This window comes from Williamsia sp. Y712, from assembly GCF_059445525.1.
Map to the genome: position 1 here is coordinate 1,018,094 of NZ_JCAIUN010000001.1, position 22,666 is coordinate 1,040,759.

The 22,666-nt window shown below is 63.9% G+C and carries 22 protein-coding genes; 6 read left to right on the forward strand and 16 right to left on the reverse strand.

Translation table 11 applies throughout. The features are described from left to right. Positions 1–75: 75 nt before the first annotated feature. Positions 76–1,110, reverse strand: a complete 1,035-nt coding sequence (locus tag AC1D75_RS04985; protein WP_495514182.1) for an ABC transporter substrate-binding protein — start codon at positions 1,108–1,110, stop codon at positions 76–78. A 252-nt stretch (positions 1,111–1,362) separates the two neighbouring features. Between AC1D75_RS04985 and AC1D75_RS04990 the strand changes: the two genes are divergently transcribed. The 6 genes from AC1D75_RS04990 to AC1D75_RS05015 all read left to right on the forward strand — a co-directional run bounded on the left by AC1D75_RS04990 (position 1,363) and on the right by AC1D75_RS05015 (position 8,385). Beyond that, positions 1,363–2,688, forward strand: coding sequence for an FAD-dependent oxidoreductase (locus AC1D75_RS04990; RefSeq protein WP_495514183.1), 1,326 nt, complete (start codon positions 1,363–1,365; stop codon positions 2,686–2,688). Positions 2,689–2,874: 186 nt separating this feature from the next. Further along, the gene (locus tag AC1D75_RS04995) at positions 2,875–3,915 is read left to right on the forward strand and encodes an ABC transporter substrate-binding protein (RefSeq protein ID WP_495514184.1); all 1,041 of its coding nucleotides are present in this window, start codon (positions 2,875–2,877) and stop codon (positions 3,913–3,915) included. A 36-nt stretch (positions 3,916–3,951) separates the two neighbouring features. After that, positions 3,952–4,740 carry an SDR family NAD(P)-dependent oxidoreductase gene (locus AC1D75_RS05000; RefSeq protein ID WP_495514185.1) on the forward strand — a complete coding sequence of 263 codons (789 nt, stop codon included), beginning with the start codon at positions 3,952–3,954 and terminating at the stop codon, positions 4,738–4,740. Then, on the forward strand, positions 4,737–5,903 hold the full coding sequence (locus tag AC1D75_RS05005; RefSeq protein WP_495514186.1) for an ABC transporter ATP-binding protein: 1,167 nt from the start codon (positions 4,737–4,739) through the stop codon (positions 5,901–5,903). The genes AC1D75_RS05000 and AC1D75_RS05005 overlap by 4 nt, the downstream gene beginning before the upstream one ends. Beyond that, the gene (locus AC1D75_RS05010; protein WP_495514187.1) at positions 5,900–7,600 is read left to right on the forward strand and encodes an ABC transporter permease; all 1,701 of its coding nucleotides are present in this window, start codon (positions 5,900–5,902) and stop codon (positions 7,598–7,600) included. The genes AC1D75_RS05005 and AC1D75_RS05010 overlap by 4 nt, the downstream gene beginning before the upstream one ends. Before the next feature lie 29 nt (positions 7,601–7,629). Then, entirely contained in the window at positions 7,630–8,385 is a 756-nt protein-coding gene (locus tag AC1D75_RS05015; protein ID WP_495514188.1) for an SDR family NAD(P)-dependent oxidoreductase, read from the forward strand. Between the two features lie 8 nt (positions 8,386–8,393). On the opposite strand, the gene AC1D75_RS05020 is transcribed toward AC1D75_RS05015, so the two are convergent. From AC1D75_RS05020 to AC1D75_RS05090, 15 genes are all read right to left on the reverse strand, one after another. Further along, a complete protein-coding gene (locus AC1D75_RS05020) occupies positions 8,394–9,965 on the reverse strand; it encodes an HNH endonuclease signature motif containing protein (RefSeq protein ID WP_495514189.1) in 1,572 nt (523 codons plus the stop codon). Between the two features lie 226 nt (positions 9,966–10,191). After that, positions 10,192–10,401 (reverse strand): hypothetical protein, encoded by a 210-nt coding sequence (locus AC1D75_RS05025; protein ID WP_495514190.1) that lies wholly within the window; start codon positions 10,399–10,401, stop codon positions 10,192–10,194. Between the two features lie 72 nt (positions 10,402–10,473). Then, positions 10,474–11,505, reverse strand: a complete 1,032-nt coding sequence (locus AC1D75_RS05030) for an MBL fold metallo-hydrolase (protein ID WP_495514191.1) — start codon at positions 11,503–11,505, stop codon at positions 10,474–10,476. A 10-nt stretch (positions 11,506–11,515) separates the two neighbouring features. Further along, positions 11,516–11,851 carry an EthD family reductase gene (locus AC1D75_RS05035; RefSeq protein WP_495514192.1) on the reverse strand — a complete coding sequence of 112 codons (336 nt, stop codon included), beginning with the start codon at positions 11,849–11,851 and terminating at the stop codon, positions 11,516–11,518. Positions 11,852–11,919: 68 nt separating this feature from the next. Next, positions 11,920–12,543: a TetR/AcrR family transcriptional regulator gene (locus tag AC1D75_RS05040; protein ID WP_495514193.1), complete on the reverse strand. Its 624-nt coding sequence runs from the start codon at positions 12,541–12,543 to the stop codon at positions 11,920–11,922. A gap of 48 nt (positions 12,544–12,591) precedes the next feature. Then, on the reverse strand, positions 12,592–14,094 hold the full coding sequence (locus AC1D75_RS05045) for a class I adenylate-forming enzyme family protein (protein WP_495515985.1): 1,503 nt from the start codon (positions 14,092–14,094) through the stop codon (positions 12,592–12,594). A 68-nt stretch (positions 14,095–14,162) separates the two neighbouring features. Continuing rightward, a complete protein-coding gene (locus AC1D75_RS05050) occupies positions 14,163–15,212 on the reverse strand; it encodes an NAD(P)-dependent alcohol dehydrogenase (RefSeq protein WP_495514194.1) in 1,050 nt (349 codons plus the stop codon). Beyond that, on the reverse strand, positions 15,212–16,000 hold the full coding sequence (locus tag AC1D75_RS05055) for an SDR family NAD(P)-dependent oxidoreductase (RefSeq protein WP_495514195.1): 789 nt from the start codon (positions 15,998–16,000) through the stop codon (positions 15,212–15,214). The genes AC1D75_RS05050 and AC1D75_RS05055 overlap by 1 nt, the downstream gene beginning before the upstream one ends. A 33-nt stretch (positions 16,001–16,033) precedes the next feature. Continuing rightward, a complete protein-coding gene (locus AC1D75_RS05060; protein WP_495514196.1) occupies positions 16,034–16,792 on the reverse strand; it encodes an SDR family NAD(P)-dependent oxidoreductase in 759 nt (252 codons plus the stop codon). After that, positions 16,789–17,991: an acyl-CoA dehydrogenase family protein gene (locus AC1D75_RS05065; RefSeq protein ID WP_495514197.1), complete on the reverse strand. Its 1,203-nt coding sequence runs from the start codon at positions 17,989–17,991 to the stop codon at positions 16,789–16,791. The genes AC1D75_RS05060 and AC1D75_RS05065 overlap by 4 nt, the downstream gene beginning before the upstream one ends. A 29-nt stretch (positions 17,992–18,020) precedes the next feature. Further along, positions 18,021–18,980, reverse strand: a complete 960-nt coding sequence (locus AC1D75_RS05070) for a phosphotransferase family protein (protein ID WP_495514198.1) — start codon at positions 18,978–18,980, stop codon at positions 18,021–18,023. Next, on the reverse strand, positions 18,977–20,185 hold the full coding sequence (locus tag AC1D75_RS05075; protein ID WP_495514199.1) for an acyl-CoA dehydrogenase family protein: 1,209 nt from the start codon (positions 20,183–20,185) through the stop codon (positions 18,977–18,979). The genes AC1D75_RS05070 and AC1D75_RS05075 overlap by 4 nt, the downstream gene beginning before the upstream one ends. 27 nt (positions 20,186–20,212) lie before the next feature. Continuing rightward, the gene (locus tag AC1D75_RS05080) at positions 20,213–21,364 is read right to left on the reverse strand and encodes a thiolase family protein (RefSeq protein WP_495514200.1); all 1,152 of its coding nucleotides are present in this window, start codon (positions 21,362–21,364) and stop codon (positions 20,213–20,215) included. Then, positions 21,361–21,759 (reverse strand): Zn-ribbon domain-containing OB-fold protein, encoded by a 399-nt coding sequence (locus AC1D75_RS05085; protein ID WP_495514201.1) that lies wholly within the window; start codon positions 21,757–21,759, stop codon positions 21,361–21,363. The genes AC1D75_RS05080 and AC1D75_RS05085 overlap by 4 nt, the downstream gene beginning before the upstream one ends. 34 nt (positions 21,760–21,793) lie before the next feature. Beyond that, entirely contained in the window at positions 21,794–22,582 is a 789-nt protein-coding gene (locus AC1D75_RS05090; RefSeq protein ID WP_495514202.1) for an enoyl-CoA hydratase/isomerase family protein, read from the reverse strand. Positions 22,583–22,666 lie beyond the last annotated feature (84 nt).

The window sequence follows — 22,666 nt, forward strand, 5'->3', positions numbered from 1 at the left end:
TCCGACGACGGGAGGTCGCGGGACGACAAAGCCCGCGTGCGGCCAATCGATGGCGGCACGCGGGCCGGAGGTATGTCAGTTGAAGACTTGCTCGAGCTCGTCGCGGTACTTGTCGGCACCTTCACCGGAGGTCACGTCGGTGTTCTGGTCGGGGATCTCCTGTGCCAGAGCGAGTGATCCCTCGATGTCCGGCAGCACCGAGCTGTATCCGACGGATGTGGCTGCCTGGCCTGCCGCGGTGACCATGAAGTCGGCCAGGACCTGCGCGGCATTCGGGTGCGGTGCGGTGCCCAGCGCGAGCCCGTACCACTTGGCGCCCCAGATGTGCTCGCCCGCAGCCCATTCGACCGGTGCGCCGGCCTCCTTGTTGGGCAGCATCGGGTCGGCCATCAGGCCGGCGCTGATCTCACCGGAGGCGATCGCCTGCGCGAGTGGCTGGTTGCTGGGGTACATCCGCGGATTCTGTTCTGCCAGTTGCTCCAAGATCTCACGCCCGCCGTAGTACTTCTCGGTGTGGGAGTAGTAGTCCAGGTAGGTGGGCGACGTCGCCGGGTTGACGATGCCGATCTTTCCCTTGAGGGCCGGATCCAGCAGGTCCTGCGGTGTTGAGACGCCACCGGGCAGCAGACCGGTGTTCCAGCCGAATCCGAGGAGCACCGCGCCTTCGAGGAAGTAGCGGTCGGCGATGATGCTGGTGTCGCGGTTGTAGTCGGGGTTGTCGAAACTCGGCCCCACCAGGGGGACCGCGGCGTCGCCCTCTTCGTTCGCGTTCATCCATGACACGTCGGTGATGACCGCGAGGTCTCCGATGCCCTTGCCGGAGCGGCTCTCGGCGTCGATCTTCGACAGCAGGTCGGCGTCGACACCGCGAACGATCTCCAGGTCGATGTCCGGGTATTCGGCCTCGAATGCGGTCTCGAGCGCTGCGAGCCGAGGGGCGGCCTGCGTCGAGTAGATCGTGACCTTGCCTTCTTCGTTGGCTGCCGCGACGACCTCGTCCCAGGAACCGGAGACGGGTCCGGAGGTACCCGATGAACTGCTGCCGCATGCGGTCAGCGTCAGGGCAGCCGCGGCGACCGCGACCGTGGCGCGGATGAATTTGCGATTCATTTCGGGGCGTCCTCTTTCTGAAAGCTGAAGTTAATTCGGTTCACCATAAAGTGATGCGCCCCACAGCGCAAGCCTTGTATGCAATAGACCTCGCCTCTGATGGACTGGTGATTGACACCGCTTACGGTTCGTGAAAATCTAATTGAACCGAAATCAGTTCTGTTTATCGCCGGTGAGTTTCTACGGGGCCAAGTGGTGGCTGCCGGGGTGCATGAATGGCCGGCATCGGAGTCCGGCGAAAGTGAGGAATCTATGTCCAACGAAGCCTTTGACCTCCTGGTTGTCGGTGCCGGCATGGCCGGACTGACCGCAGGCGCCAAAGCCGCGTCGAACGGCAAGAAGGTCTGTCTGCTGGAGGTCGGCGGCGACGTCGGCGGCTCGGCACGGTTCGCCGGCTATGCCTGGACCGCCCCCACCCATGAGGTGATGGACGCCGAGAATCCGCATGGGGACGAGGCGCTCAAGCGAGCACTGGTCGACCGCTTTCCGGGCGGTGTGGACTGGATCCGCTCGGTCGGAATCGATGTCGACGACGCCCAGCGCATCCTCAGTTTCGGGGGACAGGGCCACAGGTTCGACACCAATCACTACATCGACACCTGCCGTCGGATCGTCCTCGATGCCGGTGGTGAGATCTTGCTCCGTACAGAGACCGACAGTCTTGTCAGCGTCGATGGAGTCGTGACCGGTGCCCGCGTGCGAACCGGTCCCGGTGAGTCGCGAGAGATCTCGGCTGCGTACACACTGCTGGCCACCGGTGGTTTCCAGGGCGACAAAGAGCTACTCGCCCAGCACGTCCATCCCGATGCCGGGAAGATGCAGCTGCGTTCGAACCCGAACAGTTGTGGTGCCGGATATCGACTGGCGATGGCGGTCGGTGCAGGTGCAGGGCCGGACAACGTCGGCTTTTACGGCCACCTGATCCCGAGTGGTGTGCAACTCGCGGACCCGGCCGATTTCGTCGACATGTCGCTCTACTACAGCGAACATGCGTTGTTGTTCAACCTCGACGGCAAGCGCTTCGTGGATGAGACCCTCGGCGATCATCTGACGACGATGGCTCTTCTGGACCAGCCGGAGAGTCGTGGGCTGCTGATCGCCGATGCGCGAGTGCACCGCGACTGGATGCTGGCGTCCTATGTCGAGGGAGCCGTTGCGCTCGACAAATTCGAGTTGGCCGGCAAGCGCGGCGGCCGGGTGGGTATGGCCGAAGACCTCGAAGAGCTCGAGTACCTGCCCGAGGAGTGGGGCTACGACGGTGTCGCCATCGGTGCGGCGATCGCCGAGTTCAATCGCGCCGCCGGGAGCGGTCAGGACCTGACGCCCGGACGGCAGCGGGATCGCGAACCGCTCGCGGAGGGCCCGTACTACGTCATCGAGACGGTCCCGGCCGTCACTTTTCCTTTCCACGGGATCTTGATCGACGACCAGGCGCGAGTCCTCGACACCGCGGGCGTTCCGATTCCAGGCCTGCTCGCGGCCGGGTCGGATGCCGGTGGTCTGTGGCACGAGGCGTATGCAGGCGGCATCGCATCGGCCCTGGTCTTCGGGCTGACCGCGGCCGCCACGGCGTCCTGATCGGCGGATCGGTTGGCCGGGTTCAAGGCCTGGAAACAAATTCAGTTCAATTGTTCGAAAGTGATTGACACCACAGCCGGCGAACAGTAGCTTTCAAACTGAAATCAGTTCAGGGCAGATTTACGCGAATCCCGAACTCCCCACGCACGTTCAGGGCTCGTCGTCGAGCCCGAAGGGACCAGGAACATGAACACCCTTTCCAAGGCAATCGGGGCCGCGGCCACAGCCTTTGCGTTGCTCGGCACCGTCGCGTGCGGTGGCTCGTCGGGTTCATCGAACGAAGCCGTCGACGGAAGCTGGGACGACGTCGTGGCGGCGGCGAACGACGAGGGCAGCGTGATGCTGTACTCCAGCCAGAAGCCCGCGAACCTCGAAGCGCTCAAGGTGGCTTTCGAGGCGAAATATCCCGAGATCACCATGGAGTTCGTGCGCGGCACGGACCCGGAGATCAACCCCCGGGTCGAGACCGAGAGCAAGACCGGCAAAGGCACCGCCGATGTCCATATGCTCACCGACGCGTCGTGGATCAACACGGCCGCCGAATCGGGCGCGTACTCCGCAGAGCTCGTCGGACCGGCTCTCGAAGCTCCGGCGTTCGAGCCCGAGCGCAGTGTCATCAACAATCGGTTCTTCCTCACCAGCGCCGCCGTCTTCTCTATGGGGTGGAACACCACCGCTGTCCCGGGTGGGTTGAGCACTCCCGACGACATCATCGATCCCGCGTACAAGGGCAAGATCGGCATCGTCAACCCGACCGGAATCGCCTCGTATGTCGACATGTACCGCTTTTTCGCCACCAACTACGGCGAGGACTACTGGAAGCAGATCGCTGCCCTGAATCCCCGCGTCTACCCCAGTGCCCTCGGTGTCGCCCAAGCGCTGACCTCGGGTGAGGTGGTGGTCAGTCCTTCGGTTCAGCCGCTGGTGACCGAGGTGAAAGCCGGCGCGCCGGTCGACTGGGCCCTGCCGGCCAAGCCTTGGGGAACACCTTGGTACACACAGGTTCTCAAGGGTGCCCCGCATCCGAACGCTGCCCAGGTGCTCGCAGACTTCTTGGTGACCGTGGAAGGCCAGACTGCCTTGAATGACGGTTATGCCGCGGTTCTCCCCGACATCCCGGGCGCTGTTGCCCGGGCGCAGGACATCGCTTCTCCCGAGACCGACGATCTCACCCCGGAAAAGGTTGATCAGTACTCCCAGGAGTGGTCGAAGCTCTTCCAGAGCTGACGCCCTGCGGACACGAACCCGAAAGGTACGACGAAGATGGATGACACGGCAGCTTCGCTGCGCGGAATCAACGTATTGGTGACCGGCGCGTCCGGCGGCATCGGCGGCGCGAGCGCCGAACTGTTTGCGGCGCAGGGTGCAACGGTGTACCTCACCGATGTCGATGACGCAGCGGGGCAGACCCGGGCGGATGCGCTGGGGCCCAGCGCCCACTATCTCCATCTCGACGTGACCGATGAAAGTGATTGGGCGGCGGTCACATCGGCCATGGCTGCGAATAAGCATGTGCTCAACGTCCTGGTCAACAGTGCCGGTGCGGCGATCAAGGCGCCGCTCGAACAGACGTCGCTGGACGGGTTCCGGAAGATGATCGACCTCAACCTGGTCGGTACCTTCCTCGGCATCAAGGCCGCGGCCGAAGCGATGACCGCCGGTGGTTCGATCGTCAACCTGGCCTCGCTGCGCGGCGTCCTGGCTACCGCGGAACTGGGTGCGTACGGGGCCGCGAAGATGGGTGTGCGCGCACTGACAAAGGTTGCGGCACTGGAACTCGCCGACCGGGGTATCCGGGTCAACGCGGTCTGCCCGGGCAGCATCGAAACGGAGATCACCTCGGTTCCGGACTTTGCCGCCGATGACACCGTGGCCTACGTCCGCAGCATTCCGATGCAGCGGCGGGGATCGTCCGAAGAGGTGGCGAAGTCGATCCGCTTCCTCGCCACCGACGACAGCGCCTACATCACCGGAACCGACCTGATCATCGACGGTGGTCAGGCAGCGGGCGTCCGGACACCGAAGATCTCGACAGAAGGAGTCGCGAAATGACCTCTCAATTCAAGGTTTCGGGCCTGAACAAGACCTACGGAACAAATGTGGTCGTCGATGAACTCGACCTCGACATCGAGGAGGGCGAGTTCCTGGTCCTGCTCGGACCCAGCGGGTGTGGCAAGACCACCACGCTGCGTTGTCTGGCCGGACTCGAGACCCCGCAAGGTGGGTCGATCGCGTTCGGGGACAGGATGGTCTTCGATTCCGGCGCGAAGCTCGATGTTCCTGCGCACAAGCGCAATATCGGCATGGTGTTCCAGTCGTACGCGCTGTGGCCGCACATGACGGTCCGCGAGAACATCAAGTACCCCCTCAAGGTCCGCAAGCTGAAGCAGGCGATCTCGGAGGGTGCGGTCGAGGCCGCGGCCGACATGGTCGATTGTGGGGCGCTGCTCGATCGGTACCCGTCCCAACTCAGTGGTGGCCAGCAGCAACGCGTCGCGGTCGCCCGTGGGCTGGTGGCCCAGCCCGACCTGGTGCTGTTCGACGAACCGCTCAGCAACCTCGATGCCCGCCTGCGAGACCAGGTGCGCTCACAGATTCACCAACTACACCGGAAGCTGGGTTTCACAGCGGTTTTCGTCACCCACGATCAGGCCGAGGCGTTTGCCCTGGGTGACCGGTTGGCGATCATGAAGTCGGGCAAGATCGAACAGTACGACGCCCCGGAACACGTCTTCGAGAAGCCGGCCTCAGAGTACGTGGCCGCGTTCATCGGAATGGGTAACCGGCTCGAACTCAAACGGGGTCACGATGGCTGGATCACCAGCGCCGGTGACATCATCGATCTGAGCGGCGCTGTGGTGCGCGACCGGGCCGACCAGGGTGAGAGTGCGGTCGCCAGGTTCCGTCCGGACGACGTCTTCCTGCACGAGTCGCTCTCGGATGTGCCGGCAGGCAATGTCGCACTGCACGCCGAGTTGGTCGATCACGAATACGGTGGCCGGTACTTCGATGTGATGGTCAAGACCGGAACCGAGCAACTCTCGTTGCGGGCCAGGGCTTCTGATCATGGAGCTCGGCTGCGTCAGACGACGGCCGGTGCGCCGATGGTCATCAGCTTCTCACCGGACAGTTTGCGCGTCTATGGTGATCCGGCCGGTACCTCGGCAGCCGAACCCGGCCTGGTCGCGGCGGGCAGCGGGAGCATGTCGTCATGACAACTGCCATCGCAGCGGCACCCGCGCGATCATTCACGATCCCTTCCCACTGGCGCGCCCGGATCGGGTACTTCGTGATCCTGGCGGTGCTGGCGTACCTCGTCGTGCTTCCGATGGTCCGGCTGCAGATCCTGGCCTTCGAAGACGGTGCCGCGGGGTACAAGACCCAATACGGTCGTTATGACATCGCGAAGACACTCTGGACCACGGGAGCGTTGGCCGTCGGTTCGCTGGTGATCGCGATGGTGCTCGGCACGCTGCTGGCGTATGCGGCCAGTCGCCTTCCACAGAAACTCTCCTGGCTCAAGGTCATCCCGATCCTGCCGATCGTCATGCCCGCGGTCGCCAACATTGTCGGCTGGGCATTTCTGCTCTCGCCCGGGCCCGGCTATCTCAACGTGCTGCTCCGGAAACTCCCGTGGTGGAGCGATCTCGAATCAGGGCCTGTCGATGTGTACAGCGTGCCGTGGATCATCATCCTCACCGGCTTCGGACTCACCTCGTTCGTCTACCTGTTCGTCAGTTCGGGGATGCAGAACATCAGTTCCGAACATCTCGAGGCAGCGCAGACCAGCGGCTCGTCGACCGCCGGGATCTTCTTCAAAGTCGTTCTCCCACTGCTGCGCCCATCGCTCATCTACGGTGGCGGTATTGCGTTGCTGCTCGGGCTGGGACAGTTCACCGGACCATTGATGCTCGGCCAGAACAGCGGTGTGAAGGTGTTGACCACCGAGATGTATCTGCGGGTCTCGCAATCACCTTCGGACTTCGCCGCCGCTGCGGCCGCCGGATCCCCCCTGGTGATCTTCGGCCTGGCGGTGGTCCTGATCCAGAAGGGTCTGCTGGGCAACCAGTCACGGTTCGTGACCCACGGTGGAAAGTCTTTCGTCAATCCGACCGGCGGCGGAAGGTGGGCGGCTGCCACGATCGCGATCTTCTCGCTGTTCGCTTTGGTGCTGCCGCTGGTCGGCTTGATCATCGTCTCGCTCACTCCGTATTGGTCGGGTTCGCTGAGCTGGGACCTGTTCACGCTGGCCAACTACAGAGAACTCTTCGCGACCAACGCGATCGTGGAATCGGTCATCACCAGTGTCGTGACATCGATCGGGGCCGTGGCCGTCTGTATACCGATCGGTTATCTGATCGCGAATCTCCTTGTGCGAGGGCGCAGGTTCAAGATCCTCGGACTGATCGCAGATCTGATGACGGCCCTACCGCTCGGTATCCCGGCCGTGATCTTCGGTGTGGGCTTCCTGATGGTGTACACCGAGCCGCCGTTCATCCTGTACGGCACCCGGACAGTGATCATCCTGGTCTACATCGTGCTGATGCTGCCGTTCGCGGTCCGCATGCAGATGACATCAATGCTGGCGCTTGGCAACACCTACACCGAGGCATCGGCCACCAGTGGTGCCTCGCCGATGGTGACCACACTGCGAATCATGTTGCCGCTCATGCGTCCCACGATCCTCAGTGCCGTTGCGCTGATGTTCATCCTGCTCACCCATGAGTTCGCCGCCTCGCTGCTCGTCCGGGCATCGACCACCCAGGTGATGGGCACCCTGCTCTATGACATGTGGCAGAACGGTTCGTACCCGTTGGTCGCTGCGATGGCACTGCTGATGACGGCAGTGACCACGGTGGGTGTTGCGATCGCGATGCTCTTCGGCGGACGTAACGTGCTGAGTAAACTGTGAGCCAAAAGGATTCAGGGACTGTGACTTCGATGAACACCCGACTGTTCGACAAGGTTGTCCTCGTGACGGGGGCCACCGGCGGGATCGGTATCGAGATCGTTGCCCGACTGGCCGCGGAGGGCGCCCGTGTGGTGGCCACCGATGTGGATGGGCAGGCATGCGAGGCGCTGGTTTCTTCTCAGGAGCAACCTGATCGGCACCAGCCCATCGCTCTCGACATCACTCAGGAATTGCAGTGGCAGAGCGTCGTCGAATCCGTCTGTGGGCGCTACGGGCGCATCGACGCCCTGGTGAACAATGGCGCCATCGGCAGCCTGGAGACCGTGGTCGATGAGGACCTCGAGCGATACAACCGGGTCATCGCTGTCAGCCAGACCGGGACCTGGCTGGGGATGAAGCATGCAGGCGCGGTCATCGAGCAGAGCGGTGGCGGATCCATCGTCAACATCTGTTCGATCCTCGGCAGCGTCGGCGGACTGGGTAACAGCTTCGCCTACGCGGCCGCCAAGGGGGCCGTGCGGACGATGACGAAAAACGCTGCGCTGCACTGGGCCACGAAGGGGGTGCGGGTGAACTCTCTGCACCCCGGGTTCATCGAGACGCAGCCCCTGCTGGATCGCTACGCGGGCAGCGATCGGTACCGGTCCATGGTCGCCCACACCCCGATGGGGCGGCTGGGCCGGGCGTCGGAGGTGGCAGCGATGGTGGCTTTCCTGGCCGGCGACGACTCGACCTTCGTGACCGGTTCGGAAATGTACGTCGACGGCGGCTGGACCGCTGACTGAACAGGGGTTCAGGCAGCGTAACGCCACGGGGTATTGGGCCAGCCGAGATCGACTGCGAACTCCCGCGGGGTTACAGCTTTCTCCTCGAATGTTGCCCGCGCGCGTTGCAGGAACCATTCGGCGTCGGCGTCGCTGTTCGGGTTCCACATTTCCGGGTTGGTGAAGTATTTCTCCGGGAAATGAGTGTTGTTCGGCTGCAATGGTTCCAGTGATCCGCGGTGGCGCCACCCAACCCGTCCGTGCCAACCAGGCGGGCCGGTACCTTCGGTGATGATCTCGGTGATCCACCCGTTATCGCCGTCGTTGACTTGGGCATGATCAGGTCCACAGACCAAGGTCAGCACGGTGATATCGGTGCGACCGCCTTTGGCCCACTCCCGAATGTGGTGGACCGCGCACTCTGAGGCCGGGGCATCACAGCCCGGACGCGAACAGCCCCGCTCGGCGGCAATCAGAGCGAGTCTTTGGTCTGCGGTGGCCAACCGTTCTTCACGACCCAGATACAGCGGGCGGTGTTTGTCATCGAGCAACGCCAAGAACTTGCGGCTCACCCCGGCGAGCTTGAGGGCATCCTTGACGGCCAGGACCCCGCCGGAGGCGGTGGTGGCCAGGCCGGTTTCCTGTTCGAGTTGCTCCAACGTCATCGTGATGATGACCTGCGCGGGTAGGCCGCGGTGGGTGCCGAGTTTGCCCTGCCCGACGACCATTTCCATCAGCTTCTTGAATGCATCATGGTTGCGTTGCCCGGGTGTGCGGGTATCGCGCTCGGCCGCGGCGCGGAGGGCGTCTTTGTCGGCCTTGTCGGCGTTGCCGGTCGGTGAGTCCGGATCGTTCGGATTGTTCATGCCCTTGGCTGCCCATTTCGCGGCCACCGCATCCCACAGCGCTTTGGTCGCCGGGTCGAGAGTGCCTTTGATCCCGGCCATATGGTCTGCGCCCTGCTTGGATACCGACAGTTCCCGCTTCTGCGCGCGGTCGGCGTCATCGAATTCGCCGTCGGGGTTCAGATGGGCATGTAGGTGCAGACCCACCTTTTTCAGCTCGTCCGGGTCCATCGTCCGAGCAGCCTCGGCCATCAGCCTTTCTCCGTCGGACCACAGTTCGAGGTTGCTGCGGATCGTGCCGGGCAGGTTACGCAATGTGTCATCGATGACGTTGTAATGCGCCACCCCGATCGCACCATCACGCAACGCCGACCACGTGTTGGGGTACACCGGTGCCGTGACTTCACCCGATGGGGTGTGCCACTGGCCCATGCGTTCAGCGCGTTTGGACCGGGCGCTGGCCTGGGTCCCGGAAATTCGTAAATGATGGCGCAGGAACTTGTTGTGTTTGAGCCCTTGTTTGGCGGCGACCGATCGTTCGCGGAGCTCGACAGCGACCCGGACTTTGACGGCTTCATCACGGCGGGTTTGGGTTTCGATCGCTTGGGCGAGTTCGACGGTCTCTTTGTCCGACAGGTTCGCCAACGAGATATCAACAAGTCTGCGGGACAACACTTCACGGACAGCAACGATTTCTTCCGCATCAAGAGCCATGCCCTCGATACGGTCGATGAGATGTGCCACCCCCGCGGTCATGAAACAGTTCTATCAGCACCCACCGACAAGTGGCGGCATTGCTGGATTGCGTGCGGTCAAAACCTATTTCAGAACAACGGCTGAAGTTGTGGACGAATCTGATGTCGGAGAGCGCGGCCTACATATGGGGCGAGTTTCGACATAGGCGGCAAGAACCTGGCACATGAATGAAATCGATCCGATTGCCGTTTGTTGCTCGGATGGGGCTCGCGAACTAACTGCTGTACTACGATTCGTCGTCCCACCACTGCTCGAGTACGTCCACCAGTTCGGTCATGTCGAACTTGACGGCCGTACGCCGTCGCGTTGGTCGCCACTCGCCACTTGCTTGTCCGAGGCGAAGATCCCCGATGTGTTTGCCGCTGTTGTCCTTGACATGGATTGTGATGCCGTTGTTCTTGAGTTCGAGACCTTCGAGGTCAACCGTGATCTTCATATCGACATGATGCCGTAGCGGACGTTGGAATTGGCGGACGACTGGTGGTGAGGTCGTGTATGAGCGAACCGCTTAGCGGATGCTGAAGGTATCAACCCCGCCGTCCTCGGTGACCGAGAGCAGATCGCGGTCGACCAGGACGTCGAGGTGGGCGAGGGTCTCGCACGTGGCGACCATCTGATTGAAAGAATCCAGCTCGGCGAAACGTCGGTCGCGACGCGTCCAGGTCAGACTCTGGGCGACCTGAAGTCCCGTGCTAGGACCCAATTCGATGACAGTGCTGCGAGTTTGGCCGAGGCGGCGGTCGTGATGGGCCAGCAGTTCCAGGCACCGTGTGTGCACATCGCTGCCGACGGGACCGTGCGCGGGGAGCATGGTGGACGCCGGGTGGTCGAGGAGCATTGTCAGCGACTGCAGATACCGGCCCAGGGGGAGTTCCCAGTCGCCGAGTTCGAAACCGATGGACGGTGTGATGGTCGGCAGAACGTGGTCTCCGGTGTAACAGAGACCCCGATCGATGTCGTGAAAGACCAGGTGGCCCTTGGTGTGCCCGGGGGTGTGCACGGCAACGATGGAATGTCCGGGGATGTCGATCGACCCAGGGGAGAGCCAGTTGTCCGGCAGTTCCCAATCGCCGGCGAAGAACGGTTCGTCGATCGAACTGCGGTAGGCCTGCTCGGCGATGGCGGTGTCACCGGCTCGGTGCAACTCGCGGATCGAACTCTCCGGGACGTTGCTGCCCAGCCGGGTGATCGCATCGATGCCGGGCGCCTCGGCGCGCCCCAGATGAACCCGAGATCCGTGGCGGCGGCGCAGTTCTACGGCAAAGGTGTAGTGATCGCGGTGCACATGGGTGACATAGACGTCGTGGATGTCCGACGGTGTGCGCCCGATTCGGGCGAGTGCGGCGGAGAGTTCATCGTGGGTCGAAGGCCGGTGCCAGCCACCGTCGATCAGGGCGAGCCCGTTGCTGGTCTCCAGGGCGTACACATTGATCGCCCGCAACCCGTCCTGCGGCATCTGCAGTGGGATCCGGTGGACGCCAGCGGTGACCTGTGTGCACCCGGGCTGTGCCCACCCGGCCTGCGCCCAGTCGGCTGTCATGCTGCGGTGGTCATTCTTCGCTGGTGACGAGCGGAACCATCGTCTTTTCGTCGCCGTACCACATCATCCGTCGACCGCCCATGGTGCCGACGTGATCGACAGCAGCCTGCCACTGCGGGCTCGCCAGCGCTGTTTCAAGCGCCTCGCGTGATTCAAAGCTCAAGACCGACAGTCCATCCCAGCCTTCTGATCGGCCGCCGAACGATTCGAGTAGTTCGGTGTGCTGCCAGCGCAGCAGTCCGGGTAGTGGGTAGGTCACGTCGGCATGTTCTCCCCGCCACCACGTCATGAACTGCTCGTGGGTCCAGTCGGTCGGACGCGCTGCGATGAGGATGAGGTTGTACATCGAGACTCCTAAGTGAATTCAGTTCATTACGGTCGGCCGACGAGGGGCAGCGGCGGTCGAGGTGCGATCTACTTGCTGACGACCCGGATGGCCGCGTCGGTGACCAGCGTGGTGATCTCGTCGAGCGTGATCTTGCCGCCGGGCCGGTACCAGCGCCAGATGCTGATGACCAGGGCGAGCACGAGGCGGCCCAGCAGATGTGGATCGGAATCGACGAAGTCGCCGGATTTGATCCCGCGGGCGATCAGGTCGGTCCAGTTCTGCTCGATCTCGCCGACCAGCTCGCGCGACCGGAGGCGTTCGCCTTCTTCTTTGACGGACTGGCGCTCGGTGGCCAGCAGATCCATGTGGTTCTGCAGGATTCGCCGTTGCGATGCGTCGGTGGGAGTTGCTTCGAGTGACGCGGCGACCGCGGCACGTAGGGCTTCCTTGGGATCGGTGATACCGGCGGTGGCGGCGGTGAACCGTTCGGCGGATTCGGCCAATTCGAGGCGCATGATCGTCAAAAGGCAGTGCGCTTTCGACTCGAAGTAGTGGTAGAGCGCGGTCTGGCCAATACCTACCTCGTCGGCGATCGATGCCCATTTGGTGTGTTCGTAGCCGACTTTGCCGAACTGATCGATCGCCACCGATAGGATGAGGGTTCGTTTGGATCGCGGGCTCTCGCGACGAACCTCGGTATCAGTGGTCATTGGGCCCCCTGGAGTCTGGCATGTACACGGCTGTTCCGACTCTACCTCTCACTGAGGTGAATTAGGGTCAATTCTGGATGCAAGGCCGGTGGCCAGGCTCACCGCGTCCGGTCGCGATAGCTTGCCCACGCGATTCTGCGGCAGATCGTCGACCGTGAAGACGTACTCGGGCCACTTGAACTTCGGGAAGTCGGTTGCCGCGAGCTGGTGCGTCACGCTTTCCAAGGTGAGCTCCTCGCCGCGGGTGACCACCAGTGCCGCAGCGCGTTCGCCGAGCATGTCATCGGGGACCGGGACCACACATACCTGGACAACTTCGGGTAGCCCGGCGATGGCCGACTCCATCTCGTTGATGTCGATGTTGCGGCCACCGCGGATGATGATCTGTTTCTGGCGACCCATCACCGCGATGGTGCCGTCGTCGCCGACCTCGACGAGGTCGCCGGTGGGCAGGAATCCGTCGGGGGACAGCGCGGGCGCAACCGGGCCGCCACCGCGGGCGTAACCGATGAACATCGACGGCCCTTTGACCTGGGCATCACCGATCTCGCCGGTGGGCACCGGGACACCACTGGTGTCGACGGCCCGCACGGTGGTGCCCGGGAACGGACGGCCGTCTCGGCCGAGCCGGATTGCGGGGGGATCATCGAGTGCAGGTGTGGTGTGGCCGAGGCACTCCGACATTCCGAAGACCCGCAGGAATGTGGTTCCCAGTGTGGTCTCGGCGTTTTCGAGTGCGCGCTCGTTCATCGGACCGCCACCGACGGTCAGTGCCCGCACGTTGGACAGCCGGCCCTGTGAACCGTCGGTCACCGACAGCTGAAGTGCCATGGTCGGAACCAGCATCGTCCAGGCGACAGCGTGTTTCGCCATCGCGTCCACGGCTGCGGCGGGCGACCACTTCCCGATGGCGACCAGAGGTCCGCCGAGGTAGGCGGGGAGATACATGCCGAAGCAGAAGGCCGCAACGGACGACAGTGGAACAAATGCGCCGATGGCCTCGCCCGGCCGCAGTCCGACGGTGTCGATCGTGCTCTGACAGGCGTAACGAATGGCATCTTCGGACTGCACAACACATTTGGGCCGACCGGTCGATCCGGAGGTCATCGCGATTGCGGTACCACCCCGCCACCGGTCGATGTCCCCGAATCCTGCTGTGCCCGGGCCCTTGTTGAATCGCAGCAGGCGGCTGTCGAAGGCCTGAACCGAGTCGCCGAACCGCTTGGTGTCCACGCCCCAATGAGCCAGCGATGCCGGGTCGCCGACAACGATGTCGGGTGCGATGTCTTCCAGAGCCAGATCGAACTCGGATTCGGTTGCGTGCGGGCTGAAGACGGCGACCAGACCGCCCCGCATCCCGACGGCCACCGCGGTGGCCAGGGTCTGCCAGGTGTTGTCGGCCTGGATGAGTGCGGTCGGCGGTGCCTCGTCGATGGCGGCGATGCGGTCGGCGAGTTCGCGAGCAGCGTCGACCACCGTCTTGAGGCTGTGGTTGCCCAGTTCGTCGATGACGGCGATGGAATCCGGATCGGTCTGGGCCCGGGCGACCATTTCCTGTGCAAGTATTTTCACTGCGCTGTCTCTTTCGGTTGCTGTCGGTGTCGCGTTCAGGTGGGAGCTCAGACCCCGGGGACCAGAACCCCACGGCCGGCGAAAGCGCCGGAACGTAATTGTCGGTAGGCCGCGGGGATGTCTGCGAAGCCGAATCTCGTGACCTCGGAATGCAGGGTGCCCGCCTGGGCCAACGCGACCACGTCGCGCAGATCGGCCGTTGTTCCCCAGAACGGGGCGTTGACCTGCCAACCATTGGGCATACCAAGGTCTTTGCCGACAGTCAGGCGGCCACCCGCGGTGCCGACAACAACAATCCGTCCGCCGGGGGCGAGCAGCGCAGGTGCCGGTTCGACGGTGGCAGGTGCGCCGACGAAGTCGAAGACCACATCGGCGCCGCCGAGTGCGGTGATGTCGGGGGTGGCGGCTTCCAAGCTCAGATGGCTTGTCTGCGCGCCCAACTCGAGTGCCAGGTCGTGGCCCTGCGCGCGGTTGTCGACGGCGATGATGTGCCGCACACCGAACGCCCGCAGGATCTGCACTGCCAGGTGGCCGAGTCCGCCGATTCCGACAACCACGGCAACAGTGTCGCTGTCGATCAGGTCTTTGTGGGTTGCAATCGCGTGGTAGGCGGTCAATCCGGCGTCGGCCAGGGGCGCGGCCTGATCGGCGGGCAGAGATCCGGTGGGGACCAGTACATCGGCGGACGGGACCAGCATCAGCTCGGCGAGGCCGCCGTGATGGCCGAGACCGTTGCCGATCGGCGAAAGTCGACCATCGGGTCGGGGCACGAGTTCGAGACAGTAATTCTGCCGTCCACGACGGCAGTTGCGGCAGGTTCGGCAGGACCAGATGCCGTGTACCACCACGGATTCGCCGATCAGGCTGCGGTCGCCCGCCGGTCCGGCGTCGATGACTGTTCCGGCGACCTCGTGTCCGAGGGTCAGCGGCAGCGGATAGTCGAATCGGCCGGGCGGGGAGTCCATCACGCTGAGGTCGGAGCGGCACAATCCGGCCGCCCCGACCTCGATCAAGAGTTGTTCGCCGCCGGGCACGGGGTCGGGGATCTCCCGGACCACGGGTGACTGGCGCCAGGCGGTGAGCTGAACGGCCAACATCAGCGTGCGGTCCAGCCGCCGTCGACGATCAGGGTCTGCCCGGTCATGTACGACGAGGCATCCGAGGCCAGGAAGAGCACGGCACCGTTGATCTCGCCGTCGGTGCCACCGCGGCCGAGCATGGTGTTGCGGCGGACCCAGCCGGCGGACTTGTCGTTGCTGAACAGGCCATCGGTCATCTCGGTATCAAACCAGCCCGGGACAACTGCGTTGACGCGGATGCCCCGTCGACCCCATTGACCTGCGAGTTCCCGGGTGAGTCCGAGAGTGCCCGCCTTCGACGCGGCGTAGCTGGCGCCGCCGATCGGGGCGGTGGACACCAGCCCGATCACCGATGAGATGTTGATGTACGAGGCCTTTTCGTCCTCGGGAAGACGGGTGGACGCGTACGTCGCGAGATGAAAACCCGCGACGAGGTTGACCTCGAGGATCGAGTTGAACCCGTCGACCGTTTCGTCTTCGGCATTCGGTGGGCCGGGCATACCGGCGTTGTTCACCAGGATGTCGAGGCGACCGGAGGTGGTGTAGACCTCGTCGACCAGGGCCCTGCGGTCGCTGTCGTCGGTGATGTCGCAACGAACCGGGACGATGCCGGGTACCTCGTCGGCCAGTGCGTTGAGCCGATCGAGACGACGGGCCGCGGCGTAGACCGTCGCACCGGCAGCCGCCAGGGTGCGGGCGAAACCGAGCCCGAGGCCCGACGAGGCGCCGGTGACGATCGCGGCGCGTCCGGACAGGCCGAACATCGAGGTCAGCATCGAATTCAATCCAGAGGTGTTGTCAGTCATCACTTCTCCCGTACATCACAGTTGGAGTCGACATCAGTAGACCGCGGTTCGGCCACCATCAACGGGGATGATGGCTCCGGTGGTGTAACCGGCTGCGTCGGAGGCCAGATGGGTCACCATGCCGGCGATCTCCACCGGCAATCCCAGACGTCCCGCCGGCAGGCGGTCGACGATCTTGCCGATGAACTCGTCATCCCAATTCTCGGCCATGTCGGTGGCGAAACCGCCGGGCATCACACAGTTCACCCGCACGGTGGGCCCGTATTCCTGCGCGAACGCCCGAGTGAGGGCATTGAGGCCGTTCTTGGCAGCGGCGTACATGGCCTCGGGCGGACTGGGGCGTTCGGCGCCGATGCTCGAGATGTTGATGATCGATCCGCCACCGGCTTTGACCATGCGCTCACCGGCAACGGCCATCAGCCGGAACGGACCCTTGAGGTTGACCTCGATGGTCTTGTCCCACAGGCCTTCGGTGACCGAGACGAGGTTCTCGGCCAGCGGGGCGATACCGGCGTTGTTGACGACGATGTCGAGGCTGCCGAACTGCTCGATGATCTGATCGACCGCCGGCTCGATGCTCTCCCATTTGCCGACATGCAGGGCAAAGGGGTGTGCGGTGCCCGGTCCGCTGTCGCCGAGTGTGGCAACCGCTGCCTCGCAGGCCTCGATCTTGCGGCTGGACACGATCACGGTCGCGCCCGCCTCGAGGAGGCCCTTGGCGATGGCCAGTCCCAGACCGCGGCTCGCGCCGGTGACCAGGGCGACCTTGCCGGTCAGGTCCGATGTGCTCATTTGTGCTTCTTCACTTCCAGGCGTGCGATGGTCCGCAGGTGAACTTCGTTGGGGCCGTCCGCAATCTGCAGCGCGCGGGTGATGGCGTAGAGGCGGGCGAGGATGGTGTCATCGCTGACCCCGGCGGCGCCGTAGGTCTGCACGGCGCGGTTGACGACGTTGTGCGCGACCTCCATGGCGGACACCTTGATCGCGGCGACCTCCGATCGGGCCGACGCATTGCCCTTGGTGTCCATCAACCATGCCGATTTCAGGACCAGGAGTCTGATCTGGTCGATCTCGATGCGGCTGCGGGCAATCCATTCACGGACGACACCCTGATCGGACAGTGGTCCGCCAAAGGCGATGCGCTCCAACGACCGCTTGCACATCATGTCCAGCGCGCGTTCGGCCATACCGATCGCCCGCATGGCGTAGTGCATCCGGCCGGGTCCGAGTCGTCCCTGGGCGATGGCAAAACCATCGCCCTCGGCGCCGAGCATGTTGCTCGCCGGCACCCGGACGTCGGTGAACTGGACCTCTCCGTGTCCGAGACGGTCTTTGAACCCGAACATCGGCAGATCGCGAAGGACCTCGATGCCGGGTGCGTCCGCGGGCACCAGGATCATGCTCTGCTGGCGGTACGTCGGACCGTCGGGGTCGGACTTGCCCATGAAGATGATGAGCTTGCAGTCCGGGTCCATGACGCCGGAGGTGTACCACTTACGGCCGTTCAGGATGTACTCGTCGCCCTCACGGGTGATGGTCGAGGTGATGTTGGTGGCATCCGAGCTCGCGACGAACGGCTCGGTCATCGCAAATGCCGAACGGATGCTGCAGTCCAGCAATGGCTTCAGCCACTGCGACTTCTGCTCCTCGGTGCCGAACATGGCCAGGATCTCCATGTTGCCGGTGTCGGGTGCCGAGCAGTTGATGGTCTCGTTGCCGATGATCGAGCGACCGACGATCTCGGCCAGCGGTGCGTATTCGAGGTTGGTCAGTCCGGCGCCCAGATTGTCGTGGCACATGAACAGGTTCCACAGTCCCTGTTCGCGGGCGATGGCCTGCAGGTCGCGCATGATCTGCGGCTGCTCGTGCGGGTTCTCGTTGGCCGCGATCTGCTCGTCATACACCTTTTCGGCGGGGTAGACGTGCTCGGCCATAAAGGTTTCGAGTTTGCCGAGCAGTTCCTCGGTGCGGGCGGAATAGGCGAAATCCACGATGACTCCTGTGGTTTGAAGGTGTACGCCTACCGGCGCAGCAGGGCGGTGCCGGTCTCGATCAGTCGATTGATCGTGGCCGGAAGTTTCTCTTGAGCGGGGTCGTGGTGGCGGCCCTCGCGATGGCGGCGCAGGTTGTGCCCCATGATCGCGGCCATCTTCAGACGACCAAGGGCGTTGAACCAGTTCTGATCCGGCAGATCGGAGGCCCCGCCGGTGTAGAGCGACATCAGCTCGTCCTCGCTGGGCAGACCGGGGACCTCGCGTCCCACGTCGGGGAAGTTGGTGCCGTCGGCGAAGACCAGGAACCAGCCGAGTTCGACGCGCGGATCGCCGGCACTCCAGATCTCCCAATCGATCAGGGCGACCGGTTCCAGGCCCCGGGACATGATGTTGCCGAGGCGGTAGTCGCCGTGCACGAGAGTGGGGGTGATGGGCTCGGGGATATCGGCTTCGAGGAGCGCGAGCAGCTCGGCGCCGCCGACCACGAGTTCCGGTGGGACAGCGCCCAAGGTGCGTGCCCAGCGTGCCAATTCGTCTGCGGGCGAGAGGGGTTCGTCCAGACCGGGAATGGTCTCGAGGTCGACCGCGTGCAGGAGGGGGAGTACCTCGGCTGCGCGGCGCATTCGCGCGGCGGCGAGTTCGGGTTCCACCGCCGGGTCGTCGAGTACCGGTTCGAGGGATTCGCCTGCGACGAACTCCATGGCGAACCAGGCAGGTTCGGTCTCGTCGACCGTTACGATGCGGGGAACAGGGACGTCGGTGTTCTCCAGTGCCTTCAGGATTGTGGCCTGGCGCAACATGTCATGTCGGCCGATCGAGCGCTGACCCTCGGGAACCGCCTTGATCACGACGTCCGGGCCGGAGGTGCTGACACGATAGGTCAGCCCGGAGTGTCCACCGGGCAACACCTGGAAATCGGTCATGGTGAGTCCGCAGTCGGACTGCAACCGCTGTGAGACTCGGGATTTCAGGTCCTGACCCGTCATGGCCGTGGCTCCCTCGGTAGGCCGAGTACGCGCTCGGCGATGATGTTGTGCTGGATCTCGTCGGTTCCGCCTGCGATCTTGTATCCGGGCGCGCCGAGCACGTGCTCACTCCAGGCGAACGTTCCCCATCGGCCGGAGTCGGAGGCGAGGTCGCGGCCGAGCAGCATGCGGGCTACCTCGGAGGTCCGGGCCATCGTGTCGGTGGCCAGGAGTTTTCCGAGCGAGGCTTCGGGGCCGGGGTCGTTGCCCGCGACCACGGCGCCGGCCACGCGCATGTTGCTGACGCGCTGCAGATAGCTCCGCGTCACCAGATCGGCGACCTTGTCGCGCTCGATCTCGGTCAGCTCGCGACCGAGGTTCTGGGCAAGTGCCACAGCTTGGTCGGCGTTGGCCAGCCCGAGGTTACCGCCGTCGAGACGTTCGGCCGCCAGGACGGTGAGGGCGACCTGCCAGCCCTTTCCGACCGGGCCGAGCCGGTAGGTGTCATCGAGGGCGACGCCTTCGAGGTACACCTCGTTGAATGAGCTGCCGCCGGTCATCTGCCGGATCGGCCGGATGGTGACACCCTCGGCATTCATCGGGACCAGGAAGACGGTGAGGCCGGCATGTTTGGCGACGGTCGGATCGGTACGGCAGACCGCGACACCGAAGTCGGACACCGGTGCGCCAGAGGTCCAGACCTTGTGTCCGTCGATCTGCCACGAACCGTTGTCTTTCTGAACAGCTTTGGTGCGGACGGCGGCGAGGTCGGAACCGGCCTCGGTCTCGGAGAACAGCTGGCACGCGATGAGATCGGTGCGCAGCATCGCCCGCACGTAGCGTTCCTTCTGATCTTCGGTGCCCCACTGGGCAATCGTCGGCGCGACCAACTGCTGTGTCACCGAGAACATCTCGGTGCGGCGCGGGATGTCGAAGGCCTCTTCCGCGCGACGGAAGGCCAGGACGTAGGAGAGCGGGAGGCCACGGCCGCCGTATTCGGCAGGCCAGTTCAAGGCGCCCCACCCGGCGTCATATTTGAGCTTCTCGTAGCGGGAGATCTCGTCGGTGTGCTCGCGCTCCTGCGCGGCCGTCCAGTTCTCGAAGACGGCCACGGAATCGGAGCCGGTACCCCAGACCGATTCGGTGCGGGTCGACGCCACGCTCTGCAGCCACGAGACCGCTTCTTCGGTGAAGGTGGCTAGATCGGGGTGGGTTTGTGCTGTCACTGGATTACCTTCTGCGCCTGTGTCTTATCAAACGGTCAGAACGGTGCAGGCACTGATGCCCGGTGCGCCGTATACGTGCGTGAAGCCGACGCGAGGAGTGCCCTGGACCTGACGGGCGCCGGCCTCACCGCGGAGTTGGGTGACGATCTCGTGGACCTGTCGCAGGCCCGATGCGCCGATCGGCTCACCGTTGGCGATACATCCACCGTCGGTGTTGATCGGAATTCGTCCACCGATCTCGGTGGCGCCACTGGCGATCATCTCTTCCTGCTCACCAGGTTCGCAGAAGCCGCATTCGGCCATGTGCATGATCTCGGCGCCGCTCTCGGTGTCCTGCAACTGGGCGACGTCGACATCCGACGGGGACAAACCAGCTTGTTCGAATGCAGCTTTGGCGGCATCGGCGCTGACACTGGTGGGCTCTCCACTGCCCTGCACGGCGGGGCTGAAGACCTCGAAGGAGCCGAATCGTCTGGTGCGGTGCGTGATCGCCCGGAGGTGGACGGGTGTGCGATCGATTCGCTTCAGCGCCTCGGCACTGGCTACCACGATCGCGGCGGCACCTTCTCCTGGAGAGCAGAACATGTAGCGGGTCAACGGATCATTGACCATGTCCGCATTGGCGATGGTTTCTGCGGACATCGCTTCCTGCCGCCAGGCATTGGGATTGAGAGTGCCATTGCGATAGGACTTTTCGGCCACCCGGGCGAGCGTCTCCGCGGAGATGTTGTACTGACGCATGTATCGCGAGATCTTGGCGCCGAAGAACTGTGTGGTGACCATGAGGCCGGCATCGCCGTAGCTGGATGGCAGACCCCACTCTTCGGGGCGGGGGTCGAAGGCTCCGCGGGGGTGCTTGTCGAAACCGACCGCCAGTGCGATGTCGGCGGCACCGGCCCGAACGGCGTTGACCGCGGAGAACAGGGCGCTACCGCCGGTCGCGCAACCGTTCTTGACATTCGTGAAAGGGATTCCGGTGAAGCCCAATTCGGCGACGAGGGTGTCGGCGAGGCCGGATCCGTCGCTGCCGCCGAACGCGACCTGCACATCGGGCCAGGTCAGTCCGGCGTCGACGAGCGCCCGGTTGATCGCGGTGACGGCCATGTCGCGTCCGGTGACACCGGGCTGCCGTCCGAACTTGGAGAGTCCGGCTCCGACGATGGAAACGGGCTGTGTCACTGGGGAGCTCCTTGCGTGGTGAAGCGTCCGACTGCGAACCGGGGCACCGGTGAGCTTGCGATCAAGCTCACCGGAGCCCGGTCCAGTTCGGTGAAATCATCGCAGTCGAGGAGTGCCTCGATCTTGATGCCCTCGGGGAGTTCGACGTAGCCCACCGCATAGGGCGAGAAGCCCTCTGTCGGTGGGACATACGGCGGCGACTTGGGCGGGAAGCGCTGGATCGTGTAGGCCCACACCACACCCTCGGTGCTCAGATCCAGTGGATCTGCGGTCGGGGTCACGCATCTGCTGCACATCGTGCTCGCCGGAAAACCGACGGTGCCACAGACCGAGCATTTGCTGCCGCGGAGTACCGCGGCGGTGGAGGTCTCCGACGACGTCGACGCCTCGTCCATGTCTATCCCTTCGGGTTGAAGATCTGACGGAAGATCAGCGACCGACCCACTTGGGCTCGCGCTTTTCGAGGAATGCGGTGACGCCTTCCTTGCCGTCTTCGGACTGCAGGGCGTTGCCCACAGCGAGGTGTTCCATGACCATCAGCGACTGGATGTCGGCGTCGAGGCCCCGGTCGATGCACATCTTGGTGAGCTTCATCATGAACGGGCTCTTGTCGGTCAGAGTCGCGATGAAATCCTCGACGCGCTGGTCGAGCTGATCGGCCGGTGCCGAATCGTTGATCAGGTCGAAAGCGGAGGCTTCCTGACCCGAGAGCAGCTTGCCGGTGAGCATGAGCTCCTTGGTCTTACGGATGCCGATCATGCGGGGCAGGCGGTAGATCGGGCCGGCGCCACCGAACAGTGCGCGACGGATGTGGAAGTCACCGATTTTGGCGTCGTCAGATGCGATTGCGAAGTCACACGAGATCATCAGCTCGAAGCCGCCGGCGGTGACGTAGCCCTCGAGGACTGCGACCGAGGGGGTGTTCATCGAGTAGAGGCGGTCACAGACCTTGGCCGAGAGCACGGCGACGTCCATCGCGGTCGTGCTGCCGATGAAGTCGGACAGCAGCTCATCGAGGTCGAAGCCCGAGCAGAAGGTGTTGTTGACGCCGCGCAGGACCAGAACCTTGAGGTTCGGGTCGTTGTCGACCTCGACGATGATCTCGTCGAGACGGTGCAGCAGCTCCACGGTGACCGCGTTCTTCTTGTGCGGGCGGTTCAGCCATACGCGGGCGACTTCGCCGTCTTTTTCCAACAGGATGTGGTCGGTGTCGATCATGATTGACCCTTTCGTTTGACTACAAGTTGAACTGGATTCACTTCAGTATTAACCACGGGTGTGATTCACGTCAATACCTGACCT